Source organism: Pseudomonas sp. R1-1 (assembly GCF_051132135.1).
Taxonomy (GTDB): Bacteria; Pseudomonadota; Gammaproteobacteria; order Pseudomonadales; family Pseudomonadaceae; genus Aquipseudomonas.
Window position 1 is genome coordinate 3,802,263 of sequence record NZ_CP071663.1, and the last position, 25,910, is coordinate 3,828,172.

23 protein-coding genes are annotated in these 25,910 nt (G+C 60.3%); 10 read left to right on the forward strand and 13 right to left on the reverse strand.

Annotated features, from left to right (window positions below; all coding sequences use genetic code 11):
• Positions 1 to 26: 26 nt before the first annotated feature.
• The 4 genes from arsH to J3P75_RS17005 all read right to left on the reverse strand — a co-directional run bounded on the left by arsH (position 27) and on the right by J3P75_RS17005 (position 2,635).
• Positions 27 to 725, reverse strand: coding sequence for an arsenical resistance protein ArsH (gene arsH, locus J3P75_RS16990; RefSeq protein ID WP_434707536.1), 699 nt, complete (start codon positions 723 to 725; stop codon positions 27 to 29).
• Positions 726 to 734: 9 nt separating this feature from the next.
• On the reverse strand, positions 735 to 1,205 hold the full coding sequence (locus J3P75_RS16995; protein ID WP_434707537.1) for an arsenate reductase ArsC: 471 nt from the start codon (positions 1,203 to 1,205) through the stop codon (positions 735 to 737).
• A gap of 14 nt (positions 1,206 to 1,219) precedes the next feature.
• On the reverse strand, positions 1,220 to 1,567 hold the full coding sequence (locus tag J3P75_RS17000; RefSeq protein WP_434707538.1) for a metalloregulator ArsR/SmtB family transcription factor: 348 nt from the start codon (positions 1,565 to 1,567) through the stop codon (positions 1,220 to 1,222).
• Positions 1,568 to 1,750: 183 nt separating this feature from the next.
• Positions 1,751 to 2,635, reverse strand: a complete 885-nt coding sequence (locus J3P75_RS17005) for a LysR family transcriptional regulator (protein ID WP_203421639.1) — start codon at positions 2,633 to 2,635, stop codon at positions 1,751 to 1,753.
• Positions 2,636 to 2,768: 133 nt separating this feature from the next.
• Between J3P75_RS17005 and J3P75_RS17010 the strand changes: the two genes are divergently transcribed.
• Both J3P75_RS17010 and J3P75_RS17015 read left to right on the forward strand, forming a co-directional pair.
• Positions 2,769 to 4,418 (forward strand): GMC family oxidoreductase, encoded by a 1,650-nt coding sequence (locus J3P75_RS17010; RefSeq protein WP_434707539.1) that lies wholly within the window; start codon positions 2,769 to 2,771, stop codon positions 4,416 to 4,418.
• Positions 4,419 to 4,565: 147 nt separating this feature from the next.
• Positions 4,566 to 6,188 (forward strand): MFS transporter, encoded by a 1,623-nt coding sequence (locus J3P75_RS17015; RefSeq protein ID WP_434589776.1) that lies wholly within the window; start codon positions 4,566 to 4,568, stop codon positions 6,186 to 6,188.
• 43 nt (positions 6,189 to 6,231) lie between these two features.
• On the opposite strand, the gene J3P75_RS17020 is transcribed toward J3P75_RS17015, so the two are convergent.
• Positions 6,232 to 6,594, reverse strand: a complete 363-nt coding sequence (locus J3P75_RS17020) for a DUF427 domain-containing protein (RefSeq protein ID WP_434589779.1) — start codon at positions 6,592 to 6,594, stop codon at positions 6,232 to 6,234.
• A 245-nt stretch (positions 6,595 to 6,839) separates the two neighbouring features.
• Between J3P75_RS17020 and J3P75_RS17025 the strand changes: the two genes are divergently transcribed.
• The 3 genes from J3P75_RS17025 (at position 6,840) to J3P75_RS17035 (ending at position 11,112) form a co-directional block, all read left to right on the forward strand.
• Positions 6,840 to 8,783, forward strand: a complete 1,944-nt coding sequence (locus J3P75_RS17025) for a DNA topoisomerase III (RefSeq protein ID WP_434707540.1) — start codon at positions 6,840 to 6,842, stop codon at positions 8,781 to 8,783.
• Positions 8,784 to 9,324: 541 nt separating this feature from the next.
• Positions 9,325 to 9,654, forward strand: a complete 330-nt coding sequence (locus J3P75_RS17030; RefSeq protein ID WP_434707541.1) for a hypothetical protein — start codon at positions 9,325 to 9,327, stop codon at positions 9,652 to 9,654.
• Positions 9,655 to 9,969: 315 nt separating this feature from the next.
• The gene (locus tag J3P75_RS17035; RefSeq protein WP_434707542.1) at positions 9,970 to 11,112 is read left to right on the forward strand and encodes an IS481 family transposase; all 1,143 of its coding nucleotides are present in this window, start codon (positions 9,970 to 9,972) and stop codon (positions 11,110 to 11,112) included.
• A gap of 61 nt (positions 11,113 to 11,173) precedes the next feature.
• On the opposite strand, the gene cynR is transcribed toward J3P75_RS17035, so the two are convergent.
• Positions 11,174 to 12,061, reverse strand: a complete 888-nt coding sequence (gene cynR / locus J3P75_RS17040) for a transcriptional regulator CynR (RefSeq protein ID WP_434707543.1) — start codon at positions 12,059 to 12,061, stop codon at positions 11,174 to 11,176.
• Between the two features lie 120 nt (positions 12,062 to 12,181).
• Between cynR and cynS the strand changes: the two genes are divergently transcribed.
• Both cynS and J3P75_RS17050 read left to right on the forward strand, forming a co-directional pair.
• Positions 12,182 to 12,649 carry a cyanase gene (cynS, locus tag J3P75_RS17045; protein WP_434707544.1) on the forward strand — a complete coding sequence of 156 codons (468 nt, stop codon included), beginning with the start codon at positions 12,182 to 12,184 and terminating at the stop codon, positions 12,647 to 12,649.
• Positions 12,650 to 12,707: 58 nt separating this feature from the next.
• Positions 12,708 to 13,367: a carbonic anhydrase gene (locus J3P75_RS17050; protein ID WP_434707546.1), complete on the forward strand. Its 660-nt coding sequence runs from the start codon at positions 12,708 to 12,710 to the stop codon at positions 13,365 to 13,367.
• Positions 13,368 to 13,516: 149 nt separating this feature from the next.
• Here the strand turns inward: J3P75_RS17050 and J3P75_RS17055 are convergent, their stop codons facing one another.
• Both J3P75_RS17055 and glsB read right to left on the reverse strand, forming a co-directional pair.
• Positions 13,517 to 15,019 carry an aldehyde dehydrogenase family protein gene (locus J3P75_RS17055; RefSeq protein ID WP_434707547.1) on the reverse strand — a complete coding sequence of 501 codons (1,503 nt, stop codon included), beginning with the start codon at positions 15,017 to 15,019 and terminating at the stop codon, positions 13,517 to 13,519.
• A gap of 192 nt (positions 15,020 to 15,211) precedes the next feature.
• A complete protein-coding gene (gene glsB / locus J3P75_RS17060; RefSeq protein ID WP_434707548.1) occupies positions 15,212 to 16,120 on the reverse strand; it encodes a glutaminase B in 909 nt (302 codons plus the stop codon).
• Between the two features lie 127 nt (positions 16,121 to 16,247).
• Between glsB and J3P75_RS17065 the strand changes: the two genes are divergently transcribed.
• Positions 16,248 to 16,736, forward strand: coding sequence for a GFA family protein (locus tag J3P75_RS17065; RefSeq protein WP_434707549.1), 489 nt, complete (start codon positions 16,248 to 16,250; stop codon positions 16,734 to 16,736).
• A 134-nt stretch (positions 16,737 to 16,870) separates the two neighbouring features.
• On the opposite strand, the gene J3P75_RS17070 is transcribed toward J3P75_RS17065, so the two are convergent.
• From J3P75_RS17070 to J3P75_RS17080, 3 genes are all read right to left on the reverse strand, one after another.
• Positions 16,871 to 18,157: an ATP-binding protein gene (locus tag J3P75_RS17070; RefSeq protein WP_434707550.1), complete on the reverse strand. Its 1,287-nt coding sequence runs from the start codon at positions 18,155 to 18,157 to the stop codon at positions 16,871 to 16,873.
• On the reverse strand, positions 18,158 to 18,865 hold the full coding sequence (locus J3P75_RS17075; protein WP_434598414.1) for a response regulator: 708 nt from the start codon (positions 18,863 to 18,865) through the stop codon (positions 18,158 to 18,160). It lies immediately after the preceding gene.
• A 130-nt stretch (positions 18,866 to 18,995) separates the two neighbouring features.
• Complete coding sequence (locus J3P75_RS17080; protein WP_434707551.1) at positions 18,996 to 19,607, reverse strand: tRNA-(ms[2]io[6]A)-hydroxylase; 612 nt, start codon at positions 19,605 to 19,607, stop codon at positions 18,996 to 18,998.
• A gap of 159 nt (positions 19,608 to 19,766) precedes the next feature.
• Between J3P75_RS17080 and J3P75_RS17085 the strand changes: the two genes are divergently transcribed.
• On the forward strand, positions 19,767 to 20,630 hold the full coding sequence (locus J3P75_RS17085) for a universal stress protein (protein ID WP_090282795.1): 864 nt from the start codon (positions 19,767 to 19,769) through the stop codon (positions 20,628 to 20,630).
• Positions 20,631 to 20,795: 165 nt separating this feature from the next.
• On the opposite strand, the gene J3P75_RS17090 is transcribed toward J3P75_RS17085, so the two are convergent.
• On the reverse strand, positions 20,796 to 21,266 hold the full coding sequence (locus J3P75_RS17090) for a DUF1289 domain-containing protein (protein ID WP_434707552.1): 471 nt from the start codon (positions 21,264 to 21,266) through the stop codon (positions 20,796 to 20,798).
• Between the two features lie 468 nt (positions 21,267 to 21,734).
• Between J3P75_RS17090 and acnB the strand changes: the two genes are divergently transcribed.
• On the forward strand, positions 21,735 to 24,344 hold the full coding sequence (gene acnB / locus J3P75_RS17095; protein ID WP_101155229.1) for a bifunctional aconitate hydratase 2/2-methylisocitrate dehydratase: 2,610 nt from the start codon (positions 21,735 to 21,737) through the stop codon (positions 24,342 to 24,344).
• A gap of 184 nt (positions 24,345 to 24,528) precedes the next feature.
• Here the strand turns inward: acnB and J3P75_RS17100 are convergent, their stop codons facing one another.
• Positions 24,529 to 25,809, reverse strand: coding sequence for an HAAAP family serine/threonine permease (locus J3P75_RS17100; protein WP_434707553.1), 1,281 nt, complete (start codon positions 25,807 to 25,809; stop codon positions 24,529 to 24,531).
• Positions 25,810 to 25,910 lie beyond the last annotated feature (101 nt).

The window sequence follows — 25,910 nt, forward strand, 5'->3', positions numbered from 1 at the left end:
AAGTCTTCAGGGCGAGTCAGCGATTGTCAGATCGAACGCTGATTGACTCGCGCCATCAATTGCTCGGCGCTTTCCTTGCGTTCGGAATAGCGGTCGACCAGATCCGTCTGATGCTCGCGCAGCAGCACGGTGAACTTCACCAGTTCCTCCATCACATCGACCACGCGGTCGTAGAACGGCGAGGGTTTCATCCGTCCCGCGTCGTCGAATTCCATGTACGCCTTGGGCACCGAGGATTGGTTGGGGATGGTGAACATGCGCATCCAGCGGCCGAGCACGCGTAACTGATTGACCACGTTGAACGACTGCGAACCGCCGCACACCTGCATCACCGCGAGGGTTTTGCCTTGGGTCGGGCGTGCGGCGCCGAGTTCCAGCGGGATCCAGTCGATCTGCGCCTTGAACACGGCGGACATCGCACCGTGGCGTTCCGGTGAGCACCAGACCTGGCCTTCCGACCACAGCACCAGCTCGCGCAGTTCCTGGACTTTCGGATGGTCGACCGGAACATCGTCGGGCAGTGGCAAACCGGACGGGTTGAAAAGGCGCGTTTCAGCACCGAAGTGCTCCAGCAAGCGCGCCGCCTCTTCGACCAGCAAACGGCTGAACGAGCGTTCGCGGGTCGAACCGTAGAGCAGCAGGATGCGCGGCTTGTGCGTATCCGGCGTCGTCGGTTTGGCGGCATCAAACAGCGTGGCATCAAGGTTGGGCAGATGTTCTGACATGGGGCGTCCTTAAAGCGTACCGATTCGATTGAGCTCGACTTGTAGCTGATCGCGGCTGAGTTGCTCAAACGGCAAATCGAGGAAGGCCTGGCAGCGTCGTCCGATGCGCATCAGCGTGGCCTGGAAGGCCGCGTCGATGCTGGCTTCGTCACCGCTGAGGCCGGAAGGATCTTCGAGCCCCCAATGGCTTTTCAGCGCCGGGCCGAAGTACACCGGACAAGGTTCGCCCGCGGCGTTGCCGCACACCGTGATAACGACATCCGGCGGATTGCCTGCGAACGCGTGGTTGCCTTTGCTGTACAAACCGTCGATGGCAATTCCGGCCTTTTGCAGCGTCTGCAGACTGCGTGGCAATACCTGGCCCTTGGGGCAACTGCCGGCACTCACCGCCTCGAAGCCTGCCGGCGCCAGATGATTGAACATCGCTTCAGAAAGGATGCTGCGGCAACTGTTGGCCGTGCACATGAACAGGACTCGCATGGTTTTTTTCTCCATCAGCAACACGCGGCTTCACGAACCGGACGCCCGTGCATGTTCTGCAGGCGGGCGGCATTGTCCTGCAGCCAAGCGGTGTTGGCTTCGGACGTCGTTTTCAATATTTGCGCGATCCACGCCGGCAGATCCGGGTTGAGGCGGTAATAGACCCACTGGCCCTGACGGCGATCGAGCAGCAGGCCGTTGCTGCGCAATTGCGCGAGGTGGCGGCTGATCTTCGGTTGGCTGTCGTTGAGCGCGCACATCAGTTCGCACACACACAGCTCACCCTGCGCGGCGATCAGCAGCATCGCGCGGACGCGGGTTTCGTCGGCGAGACTTTTGAAGACTTCGGTGGGAGTGAGCATGGGTCGGGCTCAAGATATACGGAAAATCGAATATACGGATATCCATATATTTAGCAATCTGAAATGTTGCTCCCTGTAGGAGTGAGCCTGCTCGCGATAACGGTCTTTCACTCAACATCATTCTTGACTGACACTCCGCTATCGCGAGCAGGCTCACTCCTACAGGGGGTTTCTGTGAACCGGCTAACCGAGCAACAACGCCTGCTCCGCCTCGCACAATCCCACCACATAATCCCAGACCACGCGCAAGCGCACCGACTTGTGCAGCTCGCGCCGAGTGCTGATCCAGTAGCTGCGTTCGATACTTTCATCCGCCAGCAACGGCACCAGTTCCGGGTCAGACGCGGCCATGTAGCAAGGCAAAACCGCAATGCCCAGTCCGGAGCGTGCGGCTTCCTGCTGGGCGATGACGCTGGTGCTGTGAAACACCACGCGCGGGCTGCGGCAGAAGCTATTGAGGAACATCAGTTCCTGGCTGAACAGCAGATCGTCGACATAACCGATCCACGCATGCCGTCCCAGGTCTTCGCGGCTAAGCAGCGGCGGCGCTTTGTCCAGGTAGGCCTGGCTGGCATAGAGCGCCAGGCGGTAATCGGTGAGTTTACGGGTGACCAGCATGTCGGCCGCCGGGCGTTCGAGGTGGATGCTGATTTCCGCCTCACGGTTGAGAATGCTGACAAAGCGTGGCACTGCGACCAGTTCCACTTCCAGCCCTGGATAGCGTTCGAACAGGCCAATCATGCGGCTGGCGAGAAACTTGACGCCGAGGCCTTCGGTCACGCCGACGCGGATCTTGCCCAGCGGCGCCGTGGACTGGGTGATTTCTTCCTGGGCCAGCAGCGCGACGTTTTCCATCGCTTCGGCATGCTTGAGCAGCGCCTCCCCGGCCGGGGTCATTTCGTACCCTTGAGCGTGCTGGACGAACAGCGCGGTGCCGAGGCTTTTCTCGATGGCTTCGATGTGGCGGGCGACGGTGGCATGGGTGGTGTTGAGCCGGCGGGCGGCGGTGAGCAGGCGGCCGCTGCGTTGCAGTTCGAGAAAAAACCGCAGGTCGTTCCAGTCGAACATGGCGTGTCCTTGTCAGCTAAAGTCGATGCGAGCTGTTTGAAAACGCACAGCGGCTGCGCAAAAACTAACATTCTTTTAACGAAAGCTAACAACTAGAGTGTCCGACAATAAAAACAAAAAGCGAGGTCAGGGAATGCAGTCTTCCCTCGATGAATACGACTACATCGTGGTCGGCGCCGGCCCGGCCGGCTGTGTGCTGGCCAATCGACTTTCAGCGGACCCGCAGCGCCGCGTGCTGTTGCTCGAAGCCGGCGGGCGCGACAACTATGCGTGGATTCACATCCCGGTCGGTTACCTGTTCTGCATCGGTAACCCACGCACCGACTGGTGTTTCAAAACCGAAGAACAGACCGGGCTCAACGGCCGTGCGCTGAGCTATCCGCGCGGCAAAGTGCTCGGCGGTTGCTCGTCGATCAACGGCATGATCTACATGCGCGGCCAGGCCAGCGACTACGACGGCTGGGCCGCCGAGGGCAATCCGGGCTGGGCGTGGAATGATGTCCTGCCACTGTTCAAACAGAGCGAAAACCACTTTGCCGGCGCCGCTGATTTTCATGGCGCCCAGGGCGAATGGCGGGTCGAGCAGCAGCGCTTGTCGTGGCCGATTCTCGATGCCTTTCGCAGCGCCGCCGAGCAGAGCGGAATTGCCAGCGTCAGCGACTTCAATCAGGGCGACAACGAGGGTTGTGGCTACTTTCAGGTCAACCAGAAAGCCGGGGTGCGCTGGAACGCGGCCAAGGCGTTTTTGAAACCACTGCGCAACCGCGCAAATCTGACCGTACTGACCGGCGTCGAGGTCGATCGCGTGCTGCTGGAGGATGGTCGCGCCTCGAAAGTCAGCGCGCGGCATGAAGGCCAGATCAAACAGTTCAAGGCGCGCAAGGAGATCGTCCTGTGCGCCGGGTCGGTGGGTTCGCCGAGCATTCTGCAGCGCTCCGGAATTGGCCCTCGACCCCTGCTCGAACGCTTGGGCATCGGCGTGATTCATGAACTGCCAGGCGTCGGCGGCAACCTGCAGGATCACCTGCAACTGCGGCTGATCTACAAACTTGAAAATGCCCGCACGCTGAACCAGATCGCCGGCAGTGTCTGGGGCAAGATGGGCATGGGCCTGCGTTATCTGTATGACCGCAGCGGGCCGCTGTCGATGGCGCCGAGTCAGCTGGGCGCGTTTGCGCGTTCGGGGCCGGAGCAGACGTCGGCGAATCTCGAATACCACGTTCAGCCGCTGTCGCTGGAGCGTTTTGGCGAGCCGTTGCACAGCTTCCCGGCATTCACCGCCTCGGTGTGCGACCTGCGCCCGCAAAGTCGCGGGCGCATTGAAATCCGTTCAGCGGACCCGCAGCAGCCGCCGCTGATTAACCCCAATTATTTGAGCCACCCCGAAGATCTGCGCGTGGCTGCGGACGCGATTCGCTTGACCCGACGCATCGTCAGCGCCCCTGCCCTGCGAGCCTTCAAACCGGTCGAGTATCTGCCGGGCGACAGCCTGCAAACCGAAGAGCAACTGCACGAAGCCGCAGCGAAAATCGGCACGACGATTTTCCATCCGGTCGGCACGTGTCGCATGGGCAACGACGGCGATGCGGTAGTCGATGCGCAACTGCGTGTGCACGGCGTGCCCGGTTTGCGCGTGGCCGATGCGTCGATCATGCCGCGGATCATCTCCGGCAACACCTGTTCGCCTACGCTGATGATTGGCGAGAAGGCTGCGCAGCTGATTCTTTCGCCACCTGTGAACACCGTAACTGTGGGAGCCAGCCTGCTGGCGATGACGGAATAACATTCAACATTTGCGCTGGCTGACACACCGCCATCGCGAGCAGGCTCACTCCTACAAGGGACCGCGTCAGATTCAAAGACATCGCGCAACACCGGGACACGCAACACCAGTGGAACAACAAAAACAATCACTGTGAGGGATACCGACATGTCAGAACACGCTCAGCCGCTGGACGCTGCGAGCAGCGCCGAGACCAGCAATGCCACGCAAAAAGTCATCTTCGCCTCGTCCCTCGGGACGGTGTTCGAGTGGTATGACTTCTTCCTTTACGGCGCGCTCGCGGCAGTGATCAGCAAGCAGTTCTTTGCCGGGGTCAATGACACCACGGCGTTCATCTTTGCCCTGATGGCGTTCGCCGCCGGCTTCATCGTGCGGCCGTTCGGTGCGCTGGTGTTCGGGCGACTGGGCGACATGATCGGGCGCAAGTACACGTTTCTGGCGACGATCATTCTGATGGGCGTGGCGACGTTCTGCGTCGGCCTGCTACCGACTTACGCCAGCATCGGCATTGCCGCGCCGATCATTCTGGTGGTGCTGCGGATGCTGCAGGGGCTGGCGCTCGGGGGCGAATATGGCGGCGCGGCGACTTACGTGGCCGAGCACGCGCCGATCGGCAAGCGCGGTTTCCACACCAGCTGGATTCAGTCCACCGCCACCCTCGGTCTGTTGCTGTCGCTGCTGGTGGTACTCGGTTGCCGTTATTTCACCGGCGACCAGTTTGAAGTCTGGGGCTGGCGTATTCCGTTTCTGCTGTCGATCGTGCTGTTGGGCATTTCCACCTGGATCCGACTGAGCCTGCACGAGTCGCCGGCCTACCTGAAAATGAAGGAGGAAGGCAAAACTTCGAAAGCGCCGATTCGCGAATCCTTCGGCAAATGGGAAAACCTCAAAGTCGTGCTGATCGCCCTGTTCAGCATCAACGCCGGGCAAGCGGTGACGTTTTATGCGGCGCAATTCTACGTGCTGTTTTTCCTCACCCAGTTCCTGAAAATGGACCCGGCGCTGGCCAACAGCCTGCTGATTGTCAGCGTGGTCATCGGCGCGCCGTTCTTCATTTTCTTTGGCTGGCTGTCGGACAAGGTCGGGCGCAAACCGGTGTTGATGCTGGGCTTGCTGCTGGCCACCGCGCTGTACTTTCCGATCTTCAAATCCCTCGCGCATTACGCCAACCCGGCGATCGATCTGGCCAGCCGTCAGGCGCCGATCACCGTGACGGCAGACCCGGCGACCTGCACCTTCCAGTTCGATCCGGTGGGCAAAGCCAAATTCGACAGCCCGTGTGACAAGGTCAAGACCTTCCTGGTCAAACAAGGCCTGCCCTACTCCAGCGTCGCCGCCCCGGCGGGCAGCGGCGTGCAGGTCAGTGTCGGCGACGTCAAACTCGACGGCTTCGATGAAGCCGCCCTGCGCGGCGCGATCACCCTCGCCGGCTACCCGCAACAGGCCGACATGCAGCAGATCAACAAGCCAATGATCGTCGCCCTGATCGTGGCGCTGATCATCATCTCGGCGATGTGCTACGGGCCACTGGCGGCGCTGATGGTCGAGCTGTTCCCGACGCGCATCCGCTACACCTCGATGTCGCTGCCCTACCACATCGGCAACGGCTGGTTCGGCGGTTTCCTGCCGACGGTGTCGTTTGCCCTGGTGGTGTACACCGGCGATATCTTTTACGGGCTGTGGTATCCGGTATTGATTACCGGGGTCAGCCTGGTGGTGGGCATGATCTGCCTGCGTGAGACGAAGAACATCGACCTCGACAAGAACTGAAACCGCTGCCGGCGAGAGCGTTCCCGCTCTCGCCGTTCTTTGCTCAGGCATCGGCCTTGATCACCTCGAATTTCACCTGATCCGGATAGAACGCCACATAGTCGCGGATCGGTGCCACCGACACTTTCGGGTTCTCGTACGTCCACACCGCATTCGGCTGCTCATGCCCCGGCACCTGCAAACTGAAGTAGTTGGCATCGCCCTTGTACGGGCAATAGCTGGTGTGATCGGTGCGGGCGAAATATTTCTCGTCGATGTCTTCGCGCGGCAGGTAATACACCGGCGGGTAATTGGCTTCTTTGAGGACCAGCACGTGGGAAGATGCGGCCACCTGGATGCCGTGGAATTTCACCACCAGGCAGCCGGCGAGCTGTTCGAGGTTGATCACGGGGCTGGGGCTTTTCATGGGGTTCTCCTGAATACGGCGAAGAGACGGTTCAGGTATAGCTGATGGCGCCTGATGAAGACGGGATTGCAGCCGAACGGCGAAGCGCCTCCCCCCAATCAGTCCCCTGGCCCTCAGAGAGAGGGCCAGGGTGAGGGCAAGGGCCGGCAACTTTTACATGTATATCCATACAGATAAAAGTTGCCCCCACCGCCAAGTCCGGCCATTCTGTGCACCTGTTCAAACGCTGATCGACGATGGTGGCTATGCGGTTGTACCTCTGTGAAAAACCCTCCCAGGCCAAAGATATCGCGGCCGTGCTCGGCGCCCGGCGTCGGGGCGATGGCTGCTGGCTGGGAACGGACGTCACGGTGACCTGGTGCATCGGCCATCTGCTCGAAACCGCGCCGCCGGACGCCTACGACGCGCGCTACAAACGCTGGGTGCTGGCGGACCTGCCGATCATTCCGGAAAAATGGAAAATGACCGTCAAGCCGCGCACCGCCGGCCAGTTCAAAGCGGTGAAACGCCTGCTCGGCGAGGCCAGCGAACTGATCATCGCCACCGACGCCGACCGTGAGGGCGAGATGATCGCCCGGGAACTGGTCGAGCATTGCCGCTATCGAGGGCCGATCCGCCGTTTGTGGCTGTCGGCACTGGACGAAGCCTCGATCCGCAAGGCGCTCGCCACACTCAAGCCGGGCGCAGAGACCTTCAGCCTGTATCACTCGGCACTGGGCCGTTCGCGGACGGACTGGCTGATCGGCATGAACATGAGCCGCCTGTTTACCCTGCTCGGCCGCCAGTCGGGTTATCAAGGCGTGCTGCCGGTAGGCCGGGTGCAAACGCCGACCTTGCGGCTGGTGGTGGATCGCGACCGCAGCATCGCCGATTTCGTGCCCGTGCCGTTCTGGGCGATCGATGTCGATCTGCTGCACGACGGCACGCGGTTTACCGCGCAGTGGCGCGCGCCGACGGACGCCTGTGACGATCAGGAGCGCTGCCTGAATCAGGCGCTGGCCCAGCAGGCAGCGGCGGCGATCGGCAGTGCGACCAGTGCGCGGGTGGTCAAACTGAAAACCGAGCGCATGCGCGAAGTGGCGCCCCTGCCCTTCGATCTCGGCACCCTGCAGGAAGTCTGCTCGAAGAAACTCGGCCTCGGCGCGCAGGAAACCCTCGATATCGCCCAGGCGTTGTACGAAACCTACAAAGTCATCACTTACCCGCGCAGCGATTGCGGTTACCTGCCGCTGAGCCAGCACAGCGAAGCGCTGGGCATTCTTTCGGCGTTGCGTCAGGCCGATCCGGGCCTCGAAGCGCTACGAGACCATCTCGAACCACAGCGCCGTTCACGCGCATGGAACGACGCCAAGGTCAGCGCTCACCATGGCATCATCCCCACCGCCGCGGCGAAAAACCTCGAGCGCCTGACCGGCAAGCATCGCGCGGTGTACACGCTGATTCGCGCACGCTATCTGGCGCAGTTTCTGCCCAATCATGAATACGATCGCACCCAGGCCGATTTCGATTGCGCTGGTCAAGCGCTGCGCGCAGTCGGCAAGCAGATCATCGAGCCGGGCTGGAAACGCGCGTTGCCCGAAGCACTGGCACCGGCCAAGGGTCGCGAGGCTGCCGCGCCGCAGACCTTGCCGGCACTCAGCCAGGGCGCCGAATGCGCCGTCGCCGAGGTCAAGCTCAAGGACCTATGGACGCAACCGCCGAAACCCTACACCGAAGGCGATCTGATCAAGGCGATGAAAAACGTCGCCAGACTGGTGGAAGATCCGCTGCTCAAACAGAAACTCAAGGACACCACCGGGATCGGCACCGAAGCCACCCGCGCCTCGATCATTCAGGGCTTGATTGACCGCGGTTATCTGGTGAAAAACGGCAAGGCGCTCGCCGCCACGCCGGCCGCGTTCAGCCTGATCGATGCGGTACCTCGCGCAATTGCCGACCCCGGCACCACGGCGATCTGGGAGCAGGCACTGGACATGGTGCAGAGCGGCGAGATGAGCCTGGAAGAATTCGTCACCAAACAAGCGGCATGGATGAGCAAGCAGGTTACCCGTTGCTCCGGCCTGAGCCTGACCATCAGCGGCCCGCCTCCCGCCGGTAAAGCCGCGGCGCCGTGGAAGAAAAAGCGCAAGTCGACCACCAGCAAAACCCCCACCGCACGCAAGCGCACGGCCCGCCCGGCGACCCGCTAAGCCCCTCACGGTTCCCCGATTCCGTTCGCATCGCGGATCTTTTCTCATTCCAAAAGCGCTTTGTCCGACAATATGTAGTGCTTGAAAATAATCACTACAAAACCGTTGACGGCATCGTTTTGCTTTTGCATGATGAAGACGTTCCCCGATCGGGAACGCTGGTAACACGCTTGAGCAAACTCGTCTGACCGCCGAGTTGTTTTTTCCGGATACACGCTGCCCACAAGGCAGATTGAAGAAGCTGACCTGGCCTGAACGTCCAGTACAAGGACGAGAAGCGCTGGCGAAAATTCTCAAGATGCTTGTGGTCGACGCTGAAACGTCGGCAATGCGCCTCCCGGTTTTCGCTGCTTCTCCTCGTTGTGACGCTATTGCGTAGCAGTTATTCAACACGACTACATGCAACAGATGCACGACCCCGTTCTTCAACGGGCGAGCGCTGACGTCCTGGTTTCGGTGCCAGGGATCAACTAACCGATGGGCTAACTGTATTAGCGAATCAACTTTGAAAGATCACCAGACTGGTCAAGGGGCAATAATCATGAATCTGAACAATCAACCCACTGTCGAAGAACTGGCTCGTATGTTCGCTGCGCAAAAAGACAGCCATGACAGCCATATTCTGTGGATCAGCAAGTCGGGTCAGGTGCATATCGACTGCCTGTCGCCCCATGCTGGTGAAGAAGAATTCGACCGGAACAACCAGAACCTGGCGGCCCGCCTGAAGATGTACCGGCGCGGCCACGGTTATGTCGGCAAGAAGGCAGCGGCCGACAGGGACTTTATTGGCAATGTTCTGCAGACGCTGAAACAGGCATGGGATTCGATGCAGAACAATAATGAAGTTCGGGTGATTGATCGGTTGTATTGAGTTAGCAATTATTTAATCGAAAGGCCTGCTTCCTTAACGGAAGCAGGCCTTTTTTGTTCGCTTGCATTGATTTGGCGTGATTGAAATTGTAGCCCCTCACCCCAGCCCTCTCCCGAGGGAGAGGGAGCCGATCTATGATGGATTCGAAATTCGCGTTCGGCTCAGGACTTTCAGGTCGACGTATCTTGCCCAAACACCTCGGTCAGTCCCCTCTCCCCCGGGGAGTGTATGTACCGGACACATGGTGGACAGGTGTTCGGAGACATGGTGGACACTTTTTAATAGGCACATTGCTCATCATCAAGGAGATGACCTGTGTCCTGGCAAGAGGCATCCACCATGCAACTTCGTACAGAGTTTGTGCATTTAGCTCGGCAAGAAGGAGCGAATGTTCGGCAGCTTTGCCGTCGATTCAATATCAGCCCAAGTACTGCCTACAAATGGCTCAACAGGTTTGAAATATCAGGTGTAGAGGGGTTGCACGATCAGTCCCGTCGACCGAAAACATCACCGAAACGTTGTGCTGATGAGGTTGAGCAGCGGATTCTGACCATGAGTCAGCGATACGAGGCCTGGGGTGCCCGCAAGCTCAAGCGCGTGCTGGAAGATGAAGGCGCTGTGATGCCCTCTGTCAGCACTGTGCATGCGGTTTTGCAGCGTCATTCGCGTGTTGATCCAAAGGCTACCGAGATCAAACCATTTATCCGCTTTGAGCACGAAGCGCCTAACGATCTATGGCAGATCGACTTCAAGGGACATTTCAGTCTGAGCCACGGACGCTGCCATCCATTCACAATACTGGACGACCACTCACGCTTTTCGCTATGCATTGCCGCATGTGCCAATGAACAGCGCCAAACTGTACAAGACCATCTAATCCGGACGTTTCGACGCTACGGCCTGCCGTTGCGCATGACGATGGACAACGGCTCGCCATGGGGCGATCAGACTGGCGTTTATACTGCGCTGGAAGTCTGGCTGATGAGCCAGGGCATTAAGGTCGGTCACTCCCGGCCTTATCATCCTCAGACTCAGGGAAAACTGGAGCGCTTCCACCGCAGCCTGAAAAATGAAGTCCTGCAAGGCCGGTTTTTCACCGATCTCGACGACGCACAACGGGCGTTTGATACCTGGCGCGACATCTACAACCAAAAACGCCCTCATCAGGCGCTGGGCATGGCGGTGCCGGCGGCTCGTTACAGTGGCAGCCCAAGGGAATATCAGGAGCGACCGGCGGAACCGGAGTACAGCGACGCGGATGTGGTCAGGAAGGTACAGGTGGGAGGCGAAATCTTTTGGAGGAATCGGGAATACAAGATTGGAAAGGCTTTTTATGGCAGGTGCATAGCGATCAGGGAGACGACGGAGGACGGCATCCACGATGTCTACTGGAGTAGACATCGTGTCGCTCGAATCGACTTGAACTTGCAGGTCGTGACGGCAGGTAAGAAGATCTAAAACCGTCCACCATGTCTCCGAACATGTGTCCACCATGTCTCCGGTACATACAGGGAGAGGGTTAGGGTGAGGGGCTTTTCAGGCCCAGCACCAACTCCACAAACGCCAGCGCCGCCGCACTGTGATAATTATTACGCCGTCGCAAAATCGCCGCCCCACGCTGCGGCGCTTCCGCTTCGACACGCAACCGGCGCAACGCCCGGTCCTCTGTAGCGATCGCCTGCGGCAACATCGTTGCCAGCGGCGAACACCGCACCACTTCCAGCAACGTGCTCACCGAATTCACCTCAATGTGCACCTTCGGCGTAATGCCCTGCTGTCGAAAGTACTCGTCCACCGACAACCGCGTAATGAACTCAGGCGCCAGCAAGGCGAAATCCAGCTGAGCAATGTCCTCTGCCAGTAACCGCAAGTTGCTGGCATACAGCGGATGCTCACGCCCGACCATGATCGCCAGCGTTTCGGTAAACGCCGGAATACATTCGATATCAGGACTGCGCACCGGCGTAAACGCAATCGCAATATCCAGCGAGTCATCCGCCAGCCCGGCCTCGATATCGTCCATCGACAACTCGAAAATCTGCAGATGAATTCCCGGATACCGCGCCGCGAAATCCCGCACCAGCGGCCCGACCAGGTACGCCATGAACGTCGGCGTCATGGCCAGACGCAACGTCCCGCGCGACAAATCCTTAACGTCATGCAAGGCGCGCTTACCCGCTTCCAGCTCTACCAGCACGCGCCGCGCACATTCGATGTACGCCGCGCCGGCATCGGTGGGTCTGACGGTGCGCGAGGTGCGATCGAACAGCGTTACGCCGAGGGTTTCTTCCAGCTGGCGGATCTGCTGCGACAGGGTCGGCTGCGACACATGCAGCGCTTCGGCGGCACGGGTGAAACCGCCGTGATCGGCAATCGCCAGCAGATACCGCAAATGTCGCAACAACATCGGGCGCACCAACTATAGGCAGGACTAATGCTTGGCATTGTATATCGGTCTTGGACGCTATGGATCAATCGGCACAAGATCACTCCCACACAGCAAGCCAACCCTGAAAGGAGTGACATCATGCAACAGTCCCACGCCTACAACGACACCAGCCTGGCCCTGACTACCCGCATCCTCGACGCCAAGGCGCGCGAGGATCTGTCGTGGCAGGATCTCGCCGATGGCACCGGCCTGAGCCTGGCCTACGTCACCGCCGCCCTGCTCGGCCAGCACCCACTGCCGGCAAACGCCGCAAAAGTGGTCGGTGACAAGCTGGAGCTGAGCGTGGAGGACGTCGCCGCGATGCAGATCATCCCGCTGCGCGGCAGCCTCAACGGCGTTCCGACCGACCCGACCATCTACCGCTTTCACGAGATGATCCAGATCTACGGCACCACGCTCAAAGCGCTGGTCCATGAGCAGTTCGGCGACGGCATCATCAGCGCGATCAACTTCAAACTCGACATCAAGAAAGTCGACGACCCTGAAGGTGGCTCCCGCGCCGTGGTCACCCTCGACGGCAAGTTCCTGCCGCTGCGTCCGTTCTGATTGCCCCGGCCCGCATCCCGGATGCGGGCCATTCGATCGCCTTATAGAGGACACGCCCATGCAAGCCCTGATCGACGGCTTCCTGAAATTTCAGAACGAAGCCTTTCCGCAACGCAGCGAACTGTTCCGTCACCTGGCCACCACGCAGCAGCCCGGCACCTTGTTCATCACCTGTTCCGACAGCCGTGTGGTGCCGGAACTGCTGACCCAGCAAGAACCCGGCGAGCTGTTCGTGATCCGCAACGCCGGCAACATCGTGCCGTCCTACAGCCCGCATCCAGGCGGGGTTTCGGCGACGGTGGAATATGCGGTGGCGGTACTCGGCGTGAGTGATATCGTGATTTGCGGGCATTCGGACTGTGGCGCGATGACTGCGATCGCTCAGTGCAAATGCATGGACCACCTGCCGGCGGTCAGTGGCTGGCTGCAGCATGCCGAATCAGCGAAAGTGGTCAACGAAGCGCGAGCGCATGCCAATGATTCGGCGAAGTTGAGTTCGATGGTGCGCGAGAATGTGATTGCACAACTGGCGAATATCCAGACTCACCCGAGCGTACGCCTGGCGCAGGAAAAAGGCCTGTTGAATCTGCATGGCTGGGTGTACGACATCGAGACCGGCTCGATCGATGCGCTGTCTTCGGACCGCCGCACCTTTGTGCCGCTGGCCGAGCAACCGACGACTTGCGCGGTGCATGCACAGGCTAATAACGCAGCATGACTGATCGTTCCCACGCTCTGCGGGGGAATGCCTCCGGGGACGCTCTGCGTCCAGTGACGCGGAGCGTCACGGGCTGCGTTACCACGCGGAGCGTGGGAACGATCAACGTGCAGGGATCAGCGTTTTACCGTTCGATCAACGCGCAGGTGTCAGCGCTTTACCGTGAGATCAACCTGCGTCATGCGGCTGCGCACGGTGAACACGCCATCCCCGGAAAGAATCGCACTGCGCGCAAACAAGCGCCCGCTCTCCCAGTTGGAAAGGCCCAGCTCGGGCTTGTTCAGCGCGTACAGGCCATCGACCCAACGGGTGATGCCATTGCCCACGAACGGCGCGTTGACCGCGTTGTAGAAACGCTCATGGACGGCGGCATCCTCGCTGATCAACGACACAGTGAATTGCGGGCTGTAGCGGTTGAACAAGGCAATCGCCTGATCCAGATCGTCGACGATCATCAGGCTGACTTCCGGAGTTTCCTCCCACTCCCACTCGCGGCCCAGCTGCGCTTGCGCCAGCGGTTCGGCGAGCGCTTCAGTCTGGTAGCCCTCGGCGCGGTAAACCTCGACCGTTGCGTTCTGCCATTCACTCGGCAAGCAACCTTCGCTGCCTTCGACGATGTGCAACTTGCAGACCTGGCCGCGCGCAGTACCGGCCTGTTTCAAGGCATCGAGGAATAGCGGTACCAGCTCAGCAGCGCGATCACGCTGGATCAGGCAAACGTTGAGGGTGTTGCAGACTTTGCGGTCCAGCGAATGGCGCACCACCGCAGCAAAGCGCTCGGCGTCGGCGGCTAGATCGGCGATCAGCCATGCGCCACCGGTGCCGTGCAGGCTGACCGCGGTGCCGGCCTGCTGGGCGATGCTGCCGAGTTGACTGACCGCACGCCCCGATCCCCGCGCCACCGCCAACGACAAGCGGCGGTCAGCGAACATCGCCCAACCGGCGGCGTGATTGACACTTTCCACCAGCGACACCGCGCCCTCCGGCAGACCGGCCGCGACTAGTGCCGGATTCAAGGCGTGGGTGACGATCGCTTGCGCGGTGCCCAGGGCATCGCTGCCGATACGCAGCACGGCGGTGTTGCCGGTGCGCAGGACGCCAGCGGCATCGGCGAACACGTTCGGCCGGCCTTCAAAGACAAACGCAACGATGCCCAGCGGCGCGACCACTTGCTCGACCTTCCAGCCGTCGTGCTCGACGCTGCTGATGACTTTGCCGCGGGTTGCTGCGGCATCACGCCAGGCACGCAGGCCGGCGATCATGTCGCGGCGCATGCGTTCGTCGGCGAGCAGTCGGGTGGTGGAGCGGCCGCGGGCCTTGGCGCGTTCGATGTCGGCGCGGTTGGCGGTTTCGATGTGCGCCCAGCATTGCGGGTCTTCCAGGCGCTGGGCAAACAGGTCGAAAAACCCGCTGATCGCCTCGTCGCTCACCGCCGACAACGCCGTGAATGCCGCTGCCGCACGCTCGATCGCGACCGACGCCGCTCGCTGATCCGTCACGGGGATCAGCAGCAACTCGCCACTGACCTGCTCGACCAGCAGGTGATCACCGGGCTGAAAGCGCGCGGCCAGTTCGGGGCTGACCACGGTGACGCGGTTACCAGCAAAAGGGATCGGCGTGCCAGCGACTAGACGTTCGAGCGCGAGAGACATGAAGCGGATTCACCATGCAGGGGGCGGCCGGAAAATGTAGCGGATTAACCGACGAAATACACCTCTTCAATCCACCAATAAACCCTTGTAGGAGTGAGCCTGCTCGCGATAGCGGTGGGTCAGATACACCCATGGCGACTGATCCGGCGCTATCGCGAGCAGGCTCACTCCTATAAGGGAATTGTGTGAGTGTCAGAACACCGACCAGCCGATCCGTGAGCTGAGCAATTCCAGCGCCGCCATCCCCGCCAGCGAATTACCGGCGGCATTGAGCTCCGGTGACCACACGCAAACCGTGAACTGCCCTGGCACCACCGCGACGATCCCGCCGCCGACGCCGCTCTTGCCTGGCAAACCAACGCGGTAGGCGAAGTTGCCGGCCTCGTCATACAGCCCGCTGGTGGCCATGATCGAATTGACTTGCTGGGTCTGCCGAGGCGTCAGAATCTGCTCGCCGCTGTGTTTGCAGAAACCGTCATTGGCCAGAAAACAGAAGGCCCGGGCCAGATCGATGCAGTTCATGCGCAACGCACAGTGGCTGAAATAGCTGCGCAGCACCGCTTCGACATCGTTGTGGAAATTGCCGAACGACTGCATCAGGTACGCCATCGCCGCATTGCGCGCGCGGTGCTGGTATTCGGAATCGGCGACTTTGCCGTCGATCATGATTTGCGGATTGCCCGACAGACGCCGAACGAAGTCGCGCATCGACAAGGTTGGCGCGGCGAAGCGTGACTGATTGATGTCGCAGATCACCAGTGCGCCGGCATTGATGAACGGATTGCGTGGCCGACCGCGTTCGAATTCCAGTTGCACCAGCGAGTTGAACGGCTGCCCGGACGGCTCGTGACCGAGGCGTTCCCAGATCGCTTCGCCGGAATGATCGATCGCCTGCACCAGGCTGAACACCTTGGAAATACTCTGCACCGAAAACGGCGTTTCGGCGTCGCCGGCGCAGTACATTTCGCCGTCATTACCGTACACGGCGATGCCCAGTTGATTGGCCGGCACGGTGCCGAGGGCGGGGATGTAATCAGCCACTTTGCCCTGCCCGATCAACGGGCGGACAGCGTCAAGAATCTCGTTCAACAGCGCTTGCATGCCGGGTCTCGAAGTCTCGCCCCAAGGGATCACGGGGACACTGGGGCTAGACGCTGCGCGCGGGCGGCGCATCACACCGCGCGCAATGTTCTAGGCTTGTGCAGACATTCATCATCAGGAGAAGGCCATGCACCTCGAAGGCTCCTGCCATTGCGGCGAGGTCACGTTCAGCCTCGACAGCGCCCACCCCTACCCTTATCAACGCTGCTATTGCTCAATCTGTCGCAAGACCCAGGGCGGCGGCGGTTACGCGATCAACCTCGGAGGCGATGCGACCAGCCTCAGAGTGCGCGGGCGTAAACACATCAGCATCTACCATGCGAAGATGAAAAACCCCGGCGATCAACGCGCCCATCGCAGCAGCGCCGAACGGCATTTCTGCTCACTGTGCGGCAGCGGCTTGTGGCTGTTTAGCCCCGAATGGCCAGAGCTGATCCATCCGTTTGCCTCGGCCATCGATACAGCGCTGCCGGTGCCGCCGGAGCACACGCATTTGATGCTCGGGTCGAAAGCGTCGTGGGTTGAAGTCGAGGCGAAAGCCAGGGATCAGCAATTTGACGAATACCCTGAAGAGTCGATTGCCCAGTGGCATGAGCGCCTCGGTGTGACCCGCTGAACCGTGCCCCCTGTAGGAGTGAGCCTGCTCGCGATAGCGGTGGATCAGTCAGCATTGGTGTGTCTGACCCAACGCTATCGCGAGCAGGCTCACTCCTACAGGGGGGTGTATTGCAGACACGAAGCTGACAGTCATCAATCAAGATGCGCCCAGGTCATCCGAAACACCGCCCCACCCCACGCCGAATCCCCCACTTCAACCTGTCCGCCATGGGACTGCGACACCCGCCGCACCAACGCCAGGCCCAAACCAAAACCACCGGTGCGCCGATCCCGGCTGGCATCCAGTCGCGAGAACGGCTCAAAGATTTTCTCCCGGCCATCGATCGGCACGCCCGGCCCGTCATCGCTGACCCGCACTTCGTACACGTCGCCGCTGCGCACCAACGTCACTTCAACGCGCCCCTCGGCATAACGAATGGCATTGCGTAGAAGGTTGATCACCGCGCGCGCCATGAAGCGCGGTTCGATGCGCACGGTGTCGACACGGCATTCACCGATCAGCAACTCGATACCGGCCGCCTCCGCCTCCAGTGCGACGCTGCCGACCACGCTGTCGAGCCAATTCGCCGCTTGAATGTTTTCCCGTTTGATCACCGTGGCACCGTGCTCAAGACTTGCGTAGGTCAGCAGCTCCGAAACCATTTCCTCCAGCTCGCCCAGGTCGGCGTACATGTCGGCAATCAGCTCGCGATTCTGGCTGGCGTCGGGTTGCTGTCTGAGCTGATCGAGTTCAAACGACAACCGCGCGATCGGCGTGCGCAGTTCGTGGGATACCGCATTGGTCAACTCACGCTGATTGGCAATCAGGCCCTCGATGCGCGCCGCCATCAGGTTGAAGTGTTCGGCCAGATCACGAATGTTCGAGCGCCTGGACAACTGAATACGCACCGACAGATCGTTAGCGCCAAAACGCTCGGCGGCCATGCGCAGCTTTTCCAGATCGCGCCAGTGCGGGCGCACCCAGAAAAACAGCACGATGCCGATCAGCACCGCGAGCATGACGTAGGCGGCACTGATGTAGAACGGCATCAGGCTCGGCTCCGGCGGCAGCTTGATGCTGAGCAATTGCGAGCCGCCGTCGATGTTGCTGATGAACTGGGTGTAATCGTCGCGAATCACCAGCAGATTCTGCGCCAGCTCGGCTTTTTCCTGCGTCGTCAGCGCCAGTTGTGCGGCCTCGACCAGGCTGAGCGAAAGTCCATAGTGCTTGCGTAAGCTGTCGAGCTTCTGCTCACGCTGCGCCCCCTGCGTGCCGCGCAAATGATCGACCAGCGACCACGCCTGCCCACGCACCGCTTCGCGGTTGTAAGCCTGCATCTGATTGTCGAGTAACGCATTGAACGTATGTTCGACGGTTTGCAACGCCGCCACCAGGCCGAGGGTCATGACCAGAAACAAACCGAGAAACAAGCGCAGCATTTACAGCTCCCACGCGAACGGATTGAACAGATAACCTTTGCCCCACACGGTCTTGATGCACACCGGTTCGCGCGGGTTGTCCTTGAGCTTGTTGCGTAACTTGCTGATGTACACGTCGACGCTGCGGTTGAGCCCGTCGAAGGCAATCCCGCGCATGCGATTGAGAATGTCATCGCGTGAAAGAATCTTGCCCGCCGCGCTGGCCAGCAACCACAGCAGTTCGAATTCCATGGTGGTCAATTCGATGAGCTCGCCGCTCAGGCGTACTTCACGGCAACTGCGGTCGATGCTCAACAGACCGAACTCGAGAAAACTCACTACGCTGTTGTCCGGCATCTGCCGCCGCTGCAATGCCCGCAGCCGCGCAAGCAGCACTGGCGGCTTGATCGGTTTGATCAGGTAATCGTCGGCGCCGGATTCGAGGCCGAGAATATGGTCGAGGTCGTCTTCCTTGGCGGTCAGCATCACGATCGGCGTGTCCGACACGCTGCGAATCTCGCGGCACACCTGCAGCCCGCTCTGCCCCGGCAGCATCAGGTCGAGCACCAGCACCTTGGGCTTGAATTCGAGAAAAGCCGCCACGGCCAGATCGCCGCGATGCACCACGCGGACCTCGTAGCCATGTTGTTCGAGGAAGTGCGCGATCAGCGCCGCCAGACGCTCATCGTCTTCCACCAGCAGGACTTTGCCAAAACCCAGGTTATCCATAACGCCCATCTGACCCTCGTCGAAAGTGGCCGGCATTATGGCGGCAATCAACAGGCAAGCGATTGGCGAGGACAGCAAAAACCGGCCGCTGGGGCCGGTTTTCGCTGATGTTTCATGTTTTTAAGAGTTTTTAACAAACAGCGGCGGGCACACCGCTGTGGAAGCGGAATTCTTCGTCGGGCGACTCGATCAATTCCTGCTCGGCGGCGCGGACTTTTTCAATCACCTGCGCGACGTCTTTCGCCTCGCCGTATTGATAGGCCAGTTTCAGATAACCCTGAAAATGCCGCGCTTCGCTTTTCAGCAGGCCGAAGTAGAACTTGCCGAGTTCTTCGTCCAGATGCGGCACCAGCGCCTCGAAGCGTTCGCAACTGCGCGCTTCGATAAACGCGCCGACCACCAGCGTATCGACCAGTTTCACCGGCTCATGGCTGCGCACGACTTTGCGCAGACCCGAGGCGTAACGACCGGCATGCAGCTGACGCAGCTCGATCTTGCGCCGTTTCATGATGCGCATGACTTGTTCGTGGTGCACCAGCTCTTCCCGGGCCAGACGCGACATCATGTTGATCAGGTCGACGTGGGAATGGTACTTGGCTATCAGACTCAGGGCGGTACTGGCGGCCTTGAACTCGCAGTTCTTGTGGTCGACCAGCAGGGTTTCCTGATCGGCAAGGGCGGCCTGAACCCAGGCGTCGGGGGTGCGGCAGCCAAGGAATTCGTGGATTTCGGGAAGGATCATGGGGCTCACGGCAAAAGGTCTACGAGCGAAGGGCGCCGATTATACCGGCCTGCCCGCAGACCACCAGCGGCTGGCGTTGATATGCATCAAGTCGCAGACGATCGCGCAGCAACTATAGTTGTGCAACGCCGTGCCTTTTCTTTGCTGGAGACTCCGCTCATGCAAGCCATTCGCAGCATTCTGGTGGTCATCGAACCCGAACACGCGGAAAGCCTGGCGCTCAAACGCGCCAAGCTGATCGCCGGCGTGACCCAGGCTCATCTGCATCTGCTGGTGTGCGACAAGAAACATGACCACGCCGGCCTGCTCAGCGTGCTCAAGGCTGCGCTATTGGCCGAAGGCTACAGCGTGACCACCGAACAGGCATGGAACGAGAGCCTGCACGAAACCATCATCGATGTGCAGCAGGCCGAGGGCTGCGGGCTGGTGATCAAACAGCATTTCCCCGACAGCTCGTTGAAAAAGGCTCTGTTGACCCCGGCGGACTGGAAACTGCTGCGCCACTGCCCTACCCCGGTGCTGCTGGTGAAAACCACGGGCTCATGGAAAGACCGGGTGATTCTGGCGGCAATCGACGTCGGCAATGCCGATGGCGAACATCGGCATTTGCACACCACGATCATTGATCACGGCTACGACATCGCCAGCCTGGCCAAGGCGCACCTGCATGTAATCACCGCGCACCCGTCGCCGATGCTCTCGGCGGCAGATCCGACCTTCCAGCTCAAATCGACGATAGAAGCCAAATATCGCGAACAGTGCCGGGCGTTTCAGGCCGAATTCGATGTTGATGACGAGCATTTGCACATTGAGGAAGGCCCGGCGGACGTCTTGATCCCGTATCTGGCGCACAAGCTGCAGGCGGCGGTGACGGTGATTGGCACCGTGGCGCGCAGCGGCTTGTCAGGCGCGCTGATCGGCAATACCGCCGAAGCGGTACTCGATGCGCTGGAAAGCGACGTGCTGGTGCTCAAACCGCAGGAGGTTGAAGATCATCTGGTGGAGCTGGCGGTGAAACACTGAATCGTTGCCTGGAATGCGCCCCCTGTAGGAGTGAGCCTGCTCGCGATGGCGTACTGTCAGTCACTACCTTCTTTGAATGCATGACCGTTATCGCGAGCAGGCTCACTCCTACAAGGGAAATGCGTTCCATTGTGGGAGCGAGCCTGCTCGCGAAGCTTTTGATGTTCAGGCGCCGAAGGCGTCCTTGAGGAACCCGGGGGCGATGTAGCGCTGATAATGCGCTTCCGACAGCAGGAAGAATTCCCGATCAATGGCATCGCGCAGTTCCGGCAGGTTCCAGTCGCGAAACTCCGGCAGCAAGACCATCCCGTAAGCTTCCAGATTAACGATCACCCGCGCGCCGCGGGCAATCAACTGATAGGCCCAGCAATATTCCGACTGATGCGGCACGAAGCGGATCTTGCGCTGTTCCAGCTGTTGGCGCAGGAGCGCCGGGTCGAAGATCTCGACCTTGCCTGCCATCACTTGTGACAGCAACTGCTCCAGACGCAGCCACACCGCGCGCTTCTGCTCCTCGTCGTAACCATTCCAGTGGATCACTTCGTGGTGGAAACGCTTGCAGCCACGACAGACCAAGTCACCGTAAACAGTGGAGCAGAGGCCGACGCAGGGAGTCTTGATGGTCTGATTGGGCATAAGGTAGGCAAGGCACTGAAACGCGGAACAGACCGGCATGTTAGCCCTTTGTCGGCCATTGATCACCCCTCGGAGCTCAGGGTCAAAACCGCGCCGGGACTTCGCTGCCACCGCGCCGATTGCCACGAAAGTCCAATAGAGCGCGACTTACCTTTAAATTTTTTTTGCCGTAGAATCAGCCAGCCTTTTAAGGCGCCAATGTCCGTTAGAAGCTGTTTTCAAAGCGTCACGAGCACAGTCGTTCCTTCAGAGCGGTGTTGGCGAAGGGTTTTTCCAGCGGGGAAAAGCCCAACGCCAACCCTCATCAGCTCCCCGTTCTGCAGGCGTAAAACTTTGAAAGCAGCTTCTGTAAGGAATGCCCTGTAATTCTGGCTAAGCGGCCCACAACGCCACGCAGCGCATGAGTACGAGCATTTCGCGACGAGCGTCCCGGACACCCATTTGGGACCACTGATGAGGGTAATAACTGTGCTTGAAGCCTACCGCAAACATATCGAAGAGCGTGCAGCCCTGGGTATCGTTCCCCAGCCGCTTAACGCCGAACAAACAGCAGGCCTGATCGAGCTGCTGAAAAACCCTCCGGCTGGCGAAGAAGCTTTCCTCGTTGACCTGATCACCAACCGCGTACCGCCTGGAGTGGACGAAGCCGCCTACGTCAAGGCCGGCTTCCTGTCTGCACTGGCCAAGGGCGAAGCCTCCTCCCCTCTGCTGGACAAGAAACGCGCTGTAGAACTGCTTGGCACCATGCAGGGCGGCTACAACATCGTCACTCTGGTTGAACTGCTGGACGACGCCGAGCTGGCGCCAGTCGCCGCCGAAGAACTCAAGCACACCCTGCTGATGTTCGACGCCTTCCACGATGTGGCTGAAAAAGCCAAGAACGGCAACGTTCACGCCAAAGCCGTGCTGCAATCCTGGGCTGATGGCGAGTGGTTCAAGAAGCGCCCGGTGCTGGCCGACAAGATCAGCCTGCGCGTATTCAAGGTCACCGGCGAAACCAACACCGACGACCTCTCCCCTGCGCCAGACGCCTGGTCGCGACCTGACATCCCGCTGCACGCCCTGGCCATGCTGAAAATGGCCCGTGACGGCATCGTTCCGGACGAGCAAGGCAAGACCGGCCCGATGAAGCAGATCGAAGAAATGCGCGGCCAGGGCTTCCCGATCGCCTACGTCGGTGACGTGGTCGGTACCGGTTCCTCGCGTAAATCGGCGACCAACTCGGTGTTGTGGTTCTTCGGCGACGACATCCCGTACGTGCCGAACAAGCGTGCTGGCGGTTTCTGCTTCGGCAGCAAGATCGCTCCAATCTTCTACAACACCATGGAAGATGCCGGCGCACTGCCAATCGAGTTCGACGTGTCGAACATGAACATGGGCGATGTGATCGACCTGTACCCGCACGCTGGCAAAGTCTGCAAGCACGGTACCGACGAAGTCATCACCACTTTCGAAATGAAAACCCCGGTGCTGCTGGACGAAGTCCGTGCCGGCGGTCGTATCCCGTTGATCATCGGCCGTGGCCTGACCGAGAAGGCTCGCGCCGAACTGGGTCTGCCGGCGTTCGATCTGTTCAAGAAGCCTGAAGCTCCGGCTGAAAGCACCAAGGGCTTCACCCTGGCGCAGAAAATGGTCGGCAAGGCTTGCGGTCTGGCGGAAGGCCAGGGCGTGCGTCCTGGCACCTACTGCGAACCGAAGATGACCACCGTGGGTTCTCAGGACACCACAGGTCCGATGACCCGTGACGAACTGAAAGACCTGGCGTGCCTGGGCTTCTCCGCTGATCTGGTGATGCAGTCCTTCTGCCACACCGCGGCCTATCCAAAGCCGATCGACGTGACCACCCACCACACCCTGCCTGACTTCATCATGACCCGCGGCGGCGTTTCCCTGCGTCCGGGCGACGGCATCATCCACTCGTGGCTGAACCGCATGCTGCTGCCGGACACCGTTGGTACCGGTGGTGATTCGCACACCCGTTTCCCGATGGGCATCTCGTTCCCGGCCGGTTCCGGTCTGGTAGCGTTTGCTGCAGCCACTGGCGTGATGCCGCTGGACATGCCGGAATCGATCCTGGTGCGCTTCAAAGGCAAGATGAAACCTGGCATCACCCTGCGTGACCTGGTTCATGCCATTCCTTACTTCGCCATCCAAAACGGTCTGCTGACCGTCGAGAAGAAAGGCAAGAAAAACGCCTTCTCCGGCCGCATCCTGGAAATCGAAGGTCTGGAAGGTCTGACCCTGGAGCAGGCGTTCGAACTGTCCGACGCCTCGGCCGAACGCTCGGCTGCCGGTTGCACCATCAAGCTGTCGAAAGAGTCGATCACCGAGTACCTGCAGTCCAACATCACCCTGCTGCGCTGGATGATCGGCGAAGGCTACGGCGATGCGCGTACCCTGGAACGTCGCGCTCAAGCGATGGAAGCCTGGATCGCCAACCCTGAACTGATGGAAGCCGATGCCGACGCCGAATACGCCGAAGTCATCGAAATCGATCTGGCCGAGATCAACGAGCCTGTACTCTGCGCGCCAAATGATCCGGACGACGCCCGTCTGCTGTCCAGCGTTGCTGGCGAGAAGATCGACGAAGTGTTCATCGGTTCGTGCATGACCAACATTGGTCACTTCCGCGCTGCCGGTAAACTGCTGGATCAGGTCAAGGGTCAGCTGCCAACCCGTCTGTGGCTGTCGCCGCCGACCAAAATGGACGCTCACCAACTGACCGAAGAAGGCTACTACGGCATCTACGGCAAGGCTGGCGCACGCATGGAAATGCCAGGCTGCTCGCTGTGCATGGGTAACCAGGCACGCGTTGAGCCGAACAGCACCGTGGTCTCGACTTCCACGCGTAACTTCCCGAACCGTCTGGGCGACGGCGCGAACGTCTACCTGGCCTCGGCCGAGCTGGCGTCCGTTGCTTCGATCCTGGGTCGCCTGCCGACCGTCGAGGAGTACATGGAATACGCTGGCAAGATCGACAGCATGGCGGCCGATGTCTACCGCTACCTGTCCTTCGACCAGATCGCCGAGTTCCGCGAAGCCGCTGCGAACGCCAAGATCCCGGTCGTTCAAGCCTAACGCTGCAAGGCAATAAAAAACGCCGCCCATCGTGAGATGAGCGGCGTTTTTTTATGCCTGATCGAGGGTGGTGCTGATCGTTCCCACGCTCTGCGTGGGAACGCCTCCTGTGACGCTCCGCGTCACGCCTGGGGACGCAGAGCGTCCCGGGCTTCATTCCCACGCGGAGCGTGGGAACGATCACTCACACGGCCAATTTGTAAACCAGTGCCGAAATCGCCACCAGACCAACAGCCGTGACAAACACGTTCGACGCCTGTCCACGATAGCGCGCCATGGCCGGCACTTTGCGAATCGCATACATCGGCATGAGGAACAGAATTGCCGCGATCACCGGGCCGCCAATCGTCTCGATCATCCCCAGAATGCTTGGGTTCAGCGTCGCCACGATCCAGCAGATCACCAGCATGAGCGCCGCGACGATGCGATCCAGTGCCTTGGCCCCCGGACGCTTGCCGCTCTTGACGATCAAGCCTTTCAGGCCTTCGCTGGCACCGATGTAGTGGCCGAGGAACGACTTGGAGATCGCCACAAAAGCAATCAGCGGCGCCGCAAAAGCGATGGTCGGATTACTGAAATGGTTGGCCAGGTACGACAGGATCGACAGGTTCTGCGCCTTGGCCTCAGCCAGTTGCTCCGGCGACAGCGTCAGCACGCAACTGAACACGAAGAACATTACCATCAGCACCATCAAGGCGTGGGCGCGCGACAGGATCTGCGAACTGCGCTCCTCTGCGTGCTCGCCGTAGCGGCGTTTCTGATCGACCGCAAAGGCCGAGATGATCGGCGAATGGTTGAACGAGAACACCATCACCGTGATCGCCAGCCACAGCGTAAGCAACAGCTCAGACGGTGCCGGTACGTGCGATGCGGTGGCGAGAATGCCGCCGTTCCAATGCGGGATCAGGTACACCGCCAGAAACAGCAGCGCAACGATAAACGGGTAGACCATCAGGCTCATCGCTTTGACGATCGCTTGCTCGCCGCAGCGCACCACCGCCAGCAAACCGAGGATCAGCACGAACGACAGCAGTGCCCGTGGCGGCGGCGTGATGTGCAATTGGTGTTCGAGGAAACTGGCGACCGTGTTGGTCAGGCCGACGCTGTAGATGAGCAGGATGGGGAAGATTGCGAAGAAGTACAGCAACGTGATCAGTGCGCCGGCCTTGATGCCGAAATGCTGCTCGACCACCTCGGTGATGTCGGCACCCTCACGCCCGGACAACACGAAACGCGTCAGGCCACGGTGCGCGTAGAACGTCATCGGGAACGCCAGCAGCGCGAGGATCACCAGCGGCCAGAAGCCCCCCAGACCCGCGTTGATCGGCAGAAACAGGGTGCCGGCGCCAATGGCCGTCCCGAACAGTCCCAACATCCAGGTGGTGTCCTGGCGATTCCAGCTCGAAAGTTCAGCGGGTGCTGCTGCATCAAAGCGCTCTTCGACGCTATTGGCCTGATCATTCATCCGGTCGGATCTCCGCATTCCGGTCACTTGCCACTCGGTCAGGACGCGTCGGAAAAAACCGACAGACATGCTCCGGCCGAAACAGGGGCGCGATTCTCCGT

Coding starts and splice junctions, on each gene's coding strand:
- J3P75_RS17055 (WP_434707547.1), bottom strand. CDS start 15,019: ATGTCTCTCGCGCTCGAACGTCTAGTCGCTGGCACGCCGATCCCTTTT.
- arsH (WP_434707536.1), bottom strand. CDS start 725: ATGTCAGAACATCTGCCCAACCTTGATGCCACGCTGTTTGATGCCGCC.
- J3P75_RS17090 (WP_434707552.1), bottom strand. CDS start 21,266: ATGCCCAATCAGACCATCAAGACTCCCTGCGTCGGCCTCTGCTCCACT.
- glsB (WP_434707548.1), bottom strand. CDS start 16,120: ATGCAAGCGCTGTTGAACGAGATTCTTGACGCTGTCCGCCCGTTGATC.
- cynS (WP_434707544.1), top strand. CDS start 12,182: ATGCAACAGTCCCACGCCTACAACGACACCAGCCTGGCCCTGACTACC.
- J3P75_RS17050 (WP_434707546.1), top strand. CDS start 12,708: ATGCAAGCCCTGATCGACGGCTTCCTGAAATTTCAGAACGAAGCCTTT.
- J3P75_RS17030 (WP_434707541.1), top strand. CDS start 9,325: ATGAATCTGAACAATCAACCCACTGTCGAAGAACTGGCTCGTATGTTC.
- J3P75_RS17070 (WP_434707550.1), bottom strand. CDS start 18,157: ATGCTGCGCTTGTTTCTCGGTTTGTTTCTGGTCATGACCCTCGGCCTG.
- J3P75_RS17065 (WP_434707549.1), top strand. CDS start 16,248: ATGCACCTCGAAGGCTCCTGCCATTGCGGCGAGGTCACGTTCAGCCTC.
- J3P75_RS17100 (WP_434707553.1), bottom strand. CDS start 25,809: ATGAATGATCAGGCCAATAGCGTCGAAGAGCGCTTTGATGCAGCAGCA.
- J3P75_RS17085 (WP_090282795.1), top strand. CDS start 19,767: ATGCAAGCCATTCGCAGCATTCTGGTGGTCATCGAACCCGAACACGCG.
- J3P75_RS17080 (WP_434707551.1), bottom strand. CDS start 19,607: ATGATCCTTCCCGAAATCCACGAATTCCTTGGCTGCCGCACCCCCGAC.
- J3P75_RS17005 (WP_203421639.1), bottom strand. CDS start 2,635: ATGTTCGACTGGAACGACCTGCGGTTTTTTCTCGAACTGCAACGCAGC.
- J3P75_RS17025 (WP_434707540.1), top strand. CDS start 6,840: ATGCGGTTGTACCTCTGTGAAAAACCCTCCCAGGCCAAAGATATCGCG.
- J3P75_RS17010 (WP_434707539.1), top strand. CDS start 2,769: ATGCAGTCTTCCCTCGATGAATACGACTACATCGTGGTCGGCGCCGGC.
- J3P75_RS17000 (WP_434707538.1), bottom strand. CDS start 1,567: ATGCTCACTCCCACCGAAGTCTTCAAAAGTCTCGCCGACGAAACCCGC.
- J3P75_RS17075 (WP_434598414.1), bottom strand. CDS start 18,865: ATGGATAACCTGGGTTTTGGCAAAGTCCTGCTGGTGGAAGACGATGAG.
- cynR (WP_434707543.1), bottom strand. CDS start 12,061: ATGTTGTTGCGACATTTGCGGTATCTGCTGGCGATTGCCGATCACGGC.
- J3P75_RS16995 (WP_434707537.1), bottom strand. CDS start 1,205: ATGCGAGTCCTGTTCATGTGCACGGCCAACAGTTGCCGCAGCATCCTT.
- J3P75_RS17015 (WP_434589776.1), top strand. CDS start 4,566: ATGTCAGAACACGCTCAGCCGCTGGACGCTGCGAGCAGCGCCGAGACC.
- J3P75_RS17020 (WP_434589779.1), bottom strand. CDS start 6,594: ATGAAAAGCCCCAGCCCCGTGATCAACCTCGAACAGCTCGCCGGCTGC.